Source organism: Sphaerospermopsis reniformis (genome assembly GCF_005402885.1).
GTDB lineage: Bacteria > Cyanobacteriota > Cyanobacteriia > Cyanobacteriales > Nostocaceae > Sphaerospermopsis > Sphaerospermopsis kisseleviana.
The window spans coordinates 1-10,801 of record NZ_BJCE01000187.1; the positions used below are offsets into that span (position 1 = coordinate 1).

A 10,801-nucleotide genomic window follows, 5' to 3' on the forward strand; every position below is an offset into this window, starting at 1 on the left:
TTGAGGATTAATGGTGATAGCTTGAGTATAATCAGCAATCGCACCTGCTTTATCTCCTAAATCAGATTTAGCATTTCCCCGGTTGTTGTAGGCATCAGGATCTTGAGGATTAATGGTGATAGCTTGAGTATAATCAGCAATCGCACCTGCTTTATCTCCTAAATCAGATTTAACAAATCCCCGGTTGTTGTAGGCATCAGGATCTTGAGGATTAATTATGATAGCTTGAGTGAAATCAGCGATCGCACCTGCTGCATCTCCTAATTGAGCTTTAGCAATTCCCCGATTGACGTAGGCTCGGGCTAATTGAGGATTAATGGTGATAGCTTGAGTGAAATCAGCGATCGCACCTTTTTTATCTCCTAAATCAGATTTAACAACTCCCCGGTTGTAGTAGGCTGAGACATATTGAGGATTAATGGTGATAGCTTGAGTATAATCAGCGATCGCACCTTTTTTATCTCCTAAATCAGATTTAACAACTCCCCGGTTGTAGTAGGCTAGGGCATATTGAGGATTAATGGTGATAGCTTGAGTATAATCAGCGATCGCTTCTTGATGTCTTTTCAACTCATCAAACAATTCTCCTCGAAGTTGGTAGAGTAAGAAGTCTTTTTCTTTATCCTTTTTTTCTGCTTTTAAAATTGCCAAATTAAGTGCTTCTACAGCATTTTCATATTTTTTTAATTTCTGAAGAATCATTCCTTTTAATAAATAGGAACGATAAAAACTAGGTTGGTTTCTAATTGCAATATTTATAACATTTAAAGCTAAATCATCTTTTTCTTGTATTAACCCAATCCAAGCAACATTGTAATGAGCTTCCCAAGAGTTTGGATCTTTCCTAACTGCATTTTCCATCGCTTTAATTGCATTATTTGTAGCACCAATTCTCGATAATTGAATACCATAAGTTAGCCACTGTTTTCCAGTATCATTCACAGAATCAGGTACAGAAGCAGTCGGTACTGTTGCTAAAACAAGAGGATTTACATCTGCTGATTTAGGTTCATTAGGTTCATTTTTAGCAACATTTAATTGACGTTGAGGTAACTTCCATAAACCATCTTTTTGATAAAATAAAAAACTCTCAACAGACAAACCCAAACTATATCCAAAAACTTCTGTTTCTGCGAAATTATGAATACCAACTAATTTCCCTTCTGTATCCCAAATTCCCCCTCCACTCATACCCGGATACCCTTCATTCGTATATGCTAATTCATAACCTCTCTGTTTGGACCAAAACTCTCTACCATCTGCATTTAACATAACTCCAACACTAAACCAAGAAGGATGATTTAATTCTTCTCCCTTCCAACCATAAAGAAAAACAAATTGTCCCTTTAACTCATAATCCCCCAAAGTAGCAACTTGATAAACCTGAGAACTACGAAACTGTAAAACAGCCATATCAAGTCCCTTTCTCGTGCGAATAGTCTGATTATCCACCTTATATACTTGTTTATCAGGTGCAACAACTTGATACTCCTGTTTATTTTCCACCACATGAGCAGCAGTTAACACATAATAAATATCCTTATCCTTAGCAATAATTACCCCGCTACCAATACCACCATCAGCTTTTTTAATCTGCACCGAAGACAGTTTAGCAATATCTAAAACCTTAGCCGGAATACCCCCAATTTTCCTAATCACCCTCTCAGGAAATAAAGCTAAATCAGGTGCAGCTTCATCTACTAAATTAACTGCAATACCCCAACTATAATTACCCCATTCCTTTAAAGTCTTCTCATCAGGTTGTTCACCTTGTAAATAGCGAAAATCAGTTTGTAAAACCGGGTTAGCAAGTTTACTATTTATCCCCACTAAATAACCATTTTCATTAATTATTGCTCCTCCACTCATCCCCTGTTGAATATCATTATTATAAGCTATTTGCTGTCCTTTAATTAACGGCTGATTTAAAAATAATTTCGCTGTACCTGTGGTAGTTTGCAAATTACCTTTTACATATCCTCCAGCAAATACCTTTTCCCCTGGTTTAATATTCTCTTCCCCTAAACCAGCAACTAAATAAGTCGTTTCACTGCTAAAAGTCAACCTTGCTAAATCATATAAATCATCTTTTTGATTCTCTTGTCTATCTAACTTTGAAAATTCCACATCATGAATTTTATTATCAATAGTGACAACTTTCACAGATTTAGCATTTTCTATCACATGAGCATTAGTGAGAACAGTATAAAACCCGTTCTGCTTTTTGATAATTGTTCCTGATGCGGTTTCTCTGTCATCTACTATGACTTTTACAGTAATTTCTTTTAAGACATTCTTTAATTCTGATTCTGATAAAGTCCCTGGTTTGCGTGCGAATAGGGAAGAACTACAACCAGTGATAATAATCGGAGAAGCGGGGAATAGGAGGAAGAAGAATAGGAAAAGATGGGATAATTTATAGAGGTTTTGAGGTAATTTCATAGATGGTACTCCTGGTATTTGATAATCTGTAATTTTGGCTACATTGAATAATTTTTGTTGGGTTGCGCTGTCGCTTAACCCAACCTACAGTTTTTATTGATTAGGTTGATTTTGTTGCAACCAATTCTCTAAATCTGACACAACAGAAAAATCTAACAAATCTTCAGCTAATGTTTCTATTTGTTCTCTAGTTAACCCTTCAATTTTTGGTAATAACTCTTGAGGAACTATACCAAAGCGACGGTTTAATTGTCGCATAACAAGGTTTCTCTCTCCTGTTTCTAATCCTTGCTCTTTCCATTCTCTAACTGCTCTAGGTTCTTCCGTTGGTATTAACATAGCTTCTATTTCCTCTCGACTGAATTTGAATTTGTAAGCAATGATCTTTGTGACTAAATCTATTATCGCTTCTTGCTCAAAAATGTCCACCTCAGTATTTTTTGTCTTTCTGAGTAAAAATTTAGCCGCTTCTATTGCTTTATCTTCAGGAGTCGTAGTTAACAACATTAACCCTATTCCTAAAGGTTGGTTTTCTAAATCTCCTAACTCATCCAAATAGATTCTTTTAACTTTGTAACTATCTACCAATACATCATGAATCTGGTAATTAGATGGTTCTAAACTCCGGGATGGGAAAATTATCACACCATACCAGTTATCATACCTCACTTGATGACGATAGAGAAATATCATTAGTTCAGTAAAGAACCGATGATACAAATCTTGATCATCTTGAAATTGCACTTCGGCGAAAAATCCTATTTTGGGATTAGCATGATCTGGAGGTAAAAATACTCCATCAATTCTAAATGCTGTTTCTTTGACTTCAATAGAATCAAATTGATATTCTGCTGCTGTGGGTGGTTTCTCGTCTACCAGTTCAAATATTAAACTGGGAAATTGTTTGAATAATTGATAAAAAATTGTATCCCGTCTCATGGAAGATACTATTTATCCCTATTTATTAAACACCTTGAAAATATCCACAGTACAAGTTAAATTAGCACCTGTTTGTTTTGGTAATGCACAGGAAGAATTTTGATATGCACTGGAAGCATCACCATTTAACACCGCAGTAAATTTTTTCAATTCATTATCAGCATCATCTGATTCTAATAATGTCAAAATCAAAGTATGACATTCTTTTCCTGTGGTGGTACACAAAGACTTAAATCTTTGATTAGGATTATTTTCCGCTTCCGAATAACCCCAAGTTAAAGTTTTCAGAGTTCCATTATCATAAGCATCTTGTAATTTTGGTGTGACTTCTTCACATCTCCGTTGTGGAGGAAAACCAGCTTTTACAAAGTCGGTGCGTTTCCAAACTATTAAATCTTTTGTTTTATCTTGATATTTAACTTTGGTTGTGTGTTCTCCATCATTGTCTGTTTCACAGAAGAAAACCACTTTTTCTGATTTTTCACACGCTGTTAATACAAGGTTTAAACCAAACAGGCTGATAAATAACAACCACTGATAATTTTTCATAATGGCAATTTTGGGTATACTCAATCATATCATGTTCGGTTAAATACTTATCATATTTGTTGAGGCTGGTAATAGGTAATGGGTAATAGGTAATTGGGACAAGGTAATTATTAACCAACGATTTATATAGTAAGTGATTACCCGAACTTGATATCATTACTGGTATTATAGTATATTTTCATGAAATTATTGTATATTTTTTTTTGTAAATAATTATTGAATTAATCACCTCGTTCCTAGTCTCCAGGCTGGGAACGAGATAAGGATATAATAGGGGTAGGTATGAGGGCGCTACTCCTACAGTTTAATTAGTTTAATTAATATCTGTTACCCAAGCTTTAATTACATAATCTCCTAATCCCTCATTTTCTGATTTAATTTTTAATTCATACTCACCTTTTTCTACCATAATCGAAGCTGTAAAATTATTATCTTGAGTTGTCACATCTTCTACTTTCATAAAACTCTTATTTTCTAATTTACTAATTGTGAAAATAGGACGAAAATCTTTACTGACTATTTCCACTGTTAAATATTGTCTTCTCTCACTTTTAAATCTGTAAACATCAAAATGTTTACCACTGACTAATTCTTTTTGATCAGAGGATATCAATTGACCTATTTTTTCTGTACCATTAGCTATTAATTGTTCATTCGGTTTTGGCAATATGTAGATGACAGCTATGACTACACTCCTAATGAGGATCATTCCTGAAATTCCCAGAATTATTAATTTAATTAATTTCCAGGGAATAGGAGGTTTGGAGGGGTTGGGTGGTGGTGTTTTAGTTCGTGTTAATGCTGTTAATGCTTCCTGTGCATTTTTAAAGCGCTTTTTATAGTCTTGACAAATCATTTTATTTAAAAAATCAGCAAATTCAGCACTCACATTTGCTTTGGTTTGCCAATTTGTGGCTAATGTGGGTATAAAATAAGGATCTTCTCCAGTGATTGCAAAAATTCCAATCATGCCGATAGAATAAATATCACTAGCAAAAGATACCAATCCTAATACAATTTCTGGGGCAATATATCCCTGTGTTCCTCCTAAAATAGATCCAATTTTTGTCCCTGGAACTGTGATTTCTTTCACTAAACCAAAATCAATGATTACTAATTTATGATCTTCACTTCTGCGAATAATGTTTTCTGGTTTGATATCTCGATGAATGACTGCATAACTTTTGTTATTAGTGATCTCTTGGATATATTCAAAAACTTCTAAAATTTCTATCAATAAAGATTTAACTTTATCTTCTGTTAATTTGTTTCCTTGTTTAATTTCTGCTGTTAAAGGATGTCCTTCTATATATTCCTGTGCATAAAATTCTTCTCCTAATTCTGTAAACTGTTCATGCATGGTAGGAATTTGATTATATGTTTCTCCCAGGTTGGCTAAAGCTTGGGTTTCTCTTCTAAAAAGTCGTAAATATTTATCCCAAACATGATTAATTTTCTCTTGTTGTTCTGCTATTGGTAAATGTTCAATTTTCAATTTTTCAGCTGTGGGTTTTTTCAGTTGTTTGATAACTAAAATTCTTTGATTGGGATGATTGCGATCTCTAACTTTATAGGTAATACCAAATCCGGTTTTAGTAGATAAAATTTCTAGGATTTGATAACGTTCTCGGAGAATAGCACCAATGGGTAAAATGTTATTCATATTGATGTGTAATTTTGTAAATTTTTATGCCAATCTAGAATTTTTAAAACAAGAGCAATTTTACTGTAAAATAAACCTGTCAAATAAATGTTACATCACAAATACTCAGATCCCCGACTTCTTCAACAAGTCCGGGATCTATATCTCGTAGACACTAAAATCATCACTAAAATCATAATGAATGAAATTTATACAACTGATGTCTTAGTAGTCGGTGGGGGAACAGGTGGAACTGCGGCCGCTATTCAAGCAGCGCGGAGAGGTGCTAAAACTATTCTTGTCAGTGAGTTTTCCTGGTTAGGTGGAATGTTAACATCTGCTGGCGTATCTGCTCCTGATGGTAATGAATTAAAATCTTTTCAAACTGGTTTATGGGGATCATTTCTTAAAGAATTACGCAAAAGACAACCCGGAGGTTTAGATAATAGTTGGGTGAGTTTTTTTAGTTATCAACCCCATATAGGTGCAGAAATTTTTGCAGACTGGGTGAGAGAATTACCGAATCTGCAATGGATTTCCGGGAAAGTACCGTTAGAAGTTTTACGCAACGCAGATTGTATTGCAGGTATCCGCTTTGCAGATTTCACAGTTTACGCCCAAGTCATCCTTGATGGTACAGAATTAGGAGATATATTAGCTTTAGGAGATCTTCCTCACCGTTGGGGATGGGAACTCAAATCAGAGTATGGAGAACCTAGCGCCCCAGAAACTTTTAATGATCTGACTGCAAAATACTCTGTACAATCACCGACATGGATAGTAGTCATGCAAGATTTTGGGGAATGTATCGCCCCAGAAATTACCAGAGCGCCTAATTATGATCCATCTTTGTTTACAGGTGCTTGGGATAATTATGGACCAGAAAAATTTTTAAACTATGGACGATTGCCCGCCAATTGGTTTATGATGAATTGGCCGATTTGTGGCAATGACTACGGCCAAAAAGCCAACCGTTTGCTAGAGTCAAAGATAGCAAGACGTGAGTTTTATCAAGAATGTTTCTGGCATAGTCAAAACTTTGCCCATTATATTCAAACTCACCTTGGTAGACGCTACGGTTTAGCCGAAGGAGTTTTTCCTAGTCTCTCTCCAGCTTTTGCACTTCATCCCTATTTTCGGGAAAGTCGCCGCTTAGAGGGACTTGTTACTGTCTCTGAGCAAGATATTCTGCCCATTGGAGACGGTCGAGTTGCAGCTAAGTTTGATGATGCGGTTGCTATTGGAAACTACGCCAATGATCACCATTATCCGGGTGTTAAGTTCTCACTACAACCTAAGTCTATTCGCTGGGGTGGACGTTGGACAGGAACACCTTTTACTATTCCCTACCGTTGTTTAGTTCCCAAATCTACGGATGGTTTGCTGGTGTGTGAGAAGAATATTTCTGTCTCTCACATTGCTAATGGAGCAACTAGACTACAACCTGTAGTTATGGGTATTGGTCAAGCCGCAGGGATGGCCGCTGCTCTCTGTTGTGAGTTAAATTGTCAGCCCAGAAATTTACCAGTAAGGATGCTGCAAACAGCTTTATTGACAGATGAGCGATCGCCAACAGCAATTGTTCCCTTGTTCAATTTACCAATCTATCATCCAGAATGGTTAAACTGGCAAATTCATTATTTGAATCACCCAGAAACTTATCCTCTTGATGGTAATTGTCCTTGTTTATCAGTTGATCAGTTTGATAATTCTCATCTTGATTGTTTCATAGGAATTTTTAATTGCTTAGGGCAACAAGATTACAGATTTACTATCACAAACCCAACAGAATTATTACCTAAGACTTGGCAGATTGTAACTTTGGAATCATCTGTAGATGAGCAATTGCAAGTCTTGAGCCAAAATCAAAAGCTCAAAGTTTGGGGTCGAGCAAATTCATCTGGAAACTGGCTACTTGTCGAATATATCGACGAAGTATCAAATTGATTTTTTTACAGTTACATACAATACTTTTTTTCAAATTGTCCGGATCTTTAGATCAAAGCTAAGTATCAGTGAAGTAGAGAGTTCTAAAATAGACATCTACTATGCGTGCTGCAATTTCACTTTTAGTATCGAGTCTGGTATTCGGCTCCTTAGCTTTTAATTACGAAGCAAAGTTCACTAGCCTTTCCTGTTTGCTGATTGCTAATTTTGGTTCAGAAAAGCTATTTGCGGACAATTCTAAACCCGGTCCCAACCAACCAGAACAGCCAGCACCCCATCGCGGTAGTGGACGCAAAGAGTCAATGGAATTTTTTAGCAATATCCATTCCTTTGTTTAACCCTCATAGCTTCAGACTGCTTGTAGGAGAATTCGTTATCAGCAAAGCAATCAAGTTAGGGAATGACTGGGTGTTTATCGTTCTTGACACAAGTGATAGAACAAAGACATAGACAGTTAAAGCACTACATCGCTCATCCAAAGTTCCAGATTTTATTTTCTTTGACAGAGATATAAACAGTTACAGCACTACATAACTCAGTCATCGTTCCAGATTTTATCTTCTCTGGCAGAGACTTAAACAGTTACAGCACTACACAAATGCACAAATAATCAACAGTTGAGTATTTCCTAAAAACATCCGGTAATTGTGGTAAACCTGGCGTAGATTCGGACTTAGTGCATCATATAGGTACTCATCTGCCCTTTTTCAACCGCTTCTGTGTTCCTTATAGTATCTACAAGTTGAAGAGGCAAGGGAGAAAACCACGGTGAAAATAGGATTGTTCTTGCTGTGATGAACCCGTCAAATTTGGTGTGATACCAAGCCAGTTGGAATATTGAGTATTGTTGGAAATTCATGGAAGAGCCGATTAGTTTAGAGGCAGGTTCACACATCTATTAAGAGTAGTGAATACGATTTGTGACTCTGCCTCTACTATTAATTCAAAATCTCAAATCCCAAATTGGTGTGATGGACTATTAGCAGTTATTTTCCTAATATTATCCTGAACAAAATGAGTATTTCGGCTTTGCTTTAAGCTGGTTTATAAGCAATAAAATATTTGCTCAAAAAGTGAATTTGTGTCTCTATATTCTCAAAACCGGCTTTCTCTAACCGTTCTACTAAATCATCAGTAGTGTAATGTTTGTAGTATGGTTCATGGAACATTTTTGAGAAACCATTCATCATCTCAGCAAATTCTGGTGAATCACTCATTTGAATTGAATCACAGATAATAAAAACTCCTCCTGGTTTGGTGACTCGAAAGCATTGCTCAATCACTGTTTGACGCACTGCTGCTGGTAACTCATGGCAGAGGAAAACAGATGTTACAGCATGGAAATAATTATCTAGATAAGGTAATTCTTCGGCATTTGCTTGCAAAAGCTGAGGCAATTCGCCGGGATTTTCAGATAAGATTTGATTAGCCTTCCGCAGATAAGCTGGTGATAAATCTGTACCGAATAAAGATGCTTCAGGCATAGCTGATCTCATCAACTTCAGAGTTCGCCCCGTGCCGCAAGCTACATCTAAAATGCGGATTTGTTTTTGAGAAATTCCCTGAAATTTTTGCAGTCCACGTTTCAGGGGTGCTAAAATACGTCGTCTCATCGGATCAGCTGCACCACCAAAAAGAAGCTCTACCTGTAAATCATATAAGTTGGCAGAGGATTCGCTTAAATAACCATCGGTTTGGTGATGGAAGTTTTGCAAATAATAACTAGGGTATCCTCCTTGATCTGTTGTTGAAGAGAAATCTTGATATCTACCTTGTGTGATGCGTTCCCATACCTGGGGTAAATCTAGCCAAAGCAGTGGATAGTTAACAAAAAAGTCTGCCCACTGATTATCAAATAACACACTTTCAGGATATATCCCTTTTTGGCTATCTTGCCAATCTGCTTCTATTAGCAGGTTTAACCTGTTTTGTAATTTGGCGATCGCCTCTGGAGATGCTGGTTTCACCCGTCCTACTGTAGGGTAAACTACATTTTTTAATTGTGTACTTAGGAGTTTATGACCCAAGCTAAAGTAGTTTTTGCTGTGTTGCAGACTCTCATAAGTTAGCTTTGTCAAGTTTTTATACATAAATAATCCATTAAGTTTTGTGGACTTTAATTATTTTATGTAAAGAAATGTGAAAAATAAAGTCTTTTTTCTCATGGAGGTAGGTTGATGGCAACAAGTAGACAGAATTTAAACAGAACCTAAATTGTCTGTTATTGTCTGTTCTCAATTGCCAGTTTTCCCACTGAACCCAGCATAAATACTCATTTTCTGCCGATCAAAATGTTCAGAGGGATTTATCAAGTTAAAGGCTTAAACATCTTGCTAGGGAATGATTACAGCCTTTAATTTTATTAATTTTCCGCAACAGCGATCGCCTCATTTATAAATTTTTGTAACAAAAACTTGATTCAGTATTGTAAGTTACAGAATTTTTGGTACTATAAATATGTGAGGCAAAAAAAGAGCTAGTCCTAAGCTGACTATTTTATAGACAGAACTATACTTATGTTGACAAGCATTGACATAAGTGAGTTAAAAAAATCGCCCACTTGATACTTGATATATAATCCTGCGATATCAAGTATTGAATTAAGACTATTGCCAATGCGAAAACCAAGCAATGATAGCGGTAGTCTTTCTTGTAAATCTCAACTTGAGAAATATCGCGTCTGGCTAAGGCGTGCAAGTCTACTGAGGGATAACTGCTCCCATGCTCCCGTTGAAGTAGAAAGTGAAGTCTAGCTTTGTCTAGGTTTTATATACCAGTTAATCATCTAAAACATCTATTACTAAAAACTAGAGAGGACAAAAATATGTCTATTCAAGAAAAATCCCGCGCGTTAATGGTACGTCAACATCAGCAAGTTAAGAACCGTCAACAATCCATGCTGATGCGTGCTACCCAAGAACTCGGTCTTCCTGAAGAGCTATGTTATTATTGGAATCCCATTCAAGGGAAGGTAGATCCTACTACACAAACACTTTATAGCCGGAGTAGTGCAGCGATGAGCTAGTCCTAAGCTGACTATTTTATAGACAAAACTATACTTATGTTGACAAGCATTGACATAAGTGAGTTAAAAAAATCGCCCACTTGATATATAATCCTGCGATATCAAGTATTGAATTAAGACTATTGCCAATGCGAAAACCAAGCAATGATAGCGGTAGTCTTTCTTGTAAATCTTAACTTGAGAAATATCGCGTCTGGCTAAGGCGTGCAAGTCTACTGAGGGATAACTGCTCCCATGCTCCCGTTGAAGTAGAAAGT

Annotated in this window: 9 protein-coding genes; 3 read left to right on the plus strand and 6 right to left on the minus strand. The window is 36.3% G+C overall.

The features are described 5' to 3' along the window. The 4 genes from FFR48_RS20515 to FFR48_RS20530 all read right to left on the minus strand — a co-directional run. Window positions 1-2,442: tetratricopeptide repeat-containing S1 family peptidase (locus FFR48_RS20515; RefSeq protein ID WP_236104130.1), on the minus strand; the 2,442-nt coding region annotated here is incomplete at its 3' end. 93 nt (window positions 2,443-2,535) lie between these two features. Further along, complete coding sequence (locus FFR48_RS20520) at window positions 2,536-3,381, minus strand: DUF2887 domain-containing protein (protein WP_137668654.1); 846 nt, start codon at window positions 3,379-3,381, stop codon at window positions 2,536-2,538. A gap of 18 nt (window positions 3,382-3,399) precedes the next feature. Beyond that, window positions 3,400-3,930, minus strand: a complete 531-nt coding sequence (locus FFR48_RS20525) for a COP23 domain-containing protein (protein WP_137668655.1) — start codon at window positions 3,928-3,930, stop codon at window positions 3,400-3,402. A 313-nt stretch (window positions 3,931-4,243) separates the two neighbouring features. Next, window positions 4,244-5,593 carry a serine/threonine-protein kinase gene (locus FFR48_RS20530; RefSeq protein WP_137668656.1) on the minus strand — a complete coding sequence of 450 codons (1,350 nt, stop codon included), beginning with the start codon at window positions 5,591-5,593 and terminating at the stop codon, window positions 4,244-4,246. Window positions 5,594-5,770: 177 nt separating this feature from the next. Between FFR48_RS20530 and FFR48_RS20535 the strand changes: the two genes are divergently transcribed. Together FFR48_RS20535 and patX are read left to right on the plus strand one after the other, a co-directional pair. Further along, entirely contained in the window at window positions 5,771-7,519 is a 1,749-nt protein-coding gene (locus tag FFR48_RS20535) for an FAD-dependent oxidoreductase (RefSeq protein WP_236104131.1), read from the plus strand. Between the two features lie 101 nt (window positions 7,520-7,620). Continuing rightward, window positions 7,621-7,857, plus strand: a complete 237-nt coding sequence (patX, locus tag FFR48_RS20540; protein WP_137668657.1) for a heterocyst-inhibiting protein PatX — start codon at window positions 7,621-7,623, stop codon at window positions 7,855-7,857. A 696-nt stretch (window positions 7,858-8,553) separates the two neighbouring features. Here the strand turns inward: patX and FFR48_RS20545 are convergent. After that, complete coding sequence (locus tag FFR48_RS20545; protein WP_137668658.1) at window positions 8,554-9,609, minus strand: class I SAM-dependent methyltransferase; 1,056 nt, start codon at window positions 9,607-9,609, stop codon at window positions 8,554-8,556. Between the two features lie 734 nt (window positions 9,610-10,343). Here FFR48_RS20545 and gifA point away from each other — a divergent pair. Next, window positions 10,344-10,544, plus strand: a complete 201-nt coding sequence (gifA, locus tag FFR48_RS20550) for a glutamine synthetase inactivation factor IF7A (protein WP_096567254.1) — start codon at window positions 10,344-10,346, stop codon at window positions 10,542-10,544. 63 nt (window positions 10,545-10,607) lie between these two features. On the opposite strand, the gene FFR48_RS29570 is transcribed toward gifA, so the two are convergent. After that, window positions 10,608-10,801 (minus strand): hypothetical protein (locus tag FFR48_RS29570; RefSeq protein ID WP_236104132.1); only part of this gene is annotated, 194 nt, incomplete at its 5' end.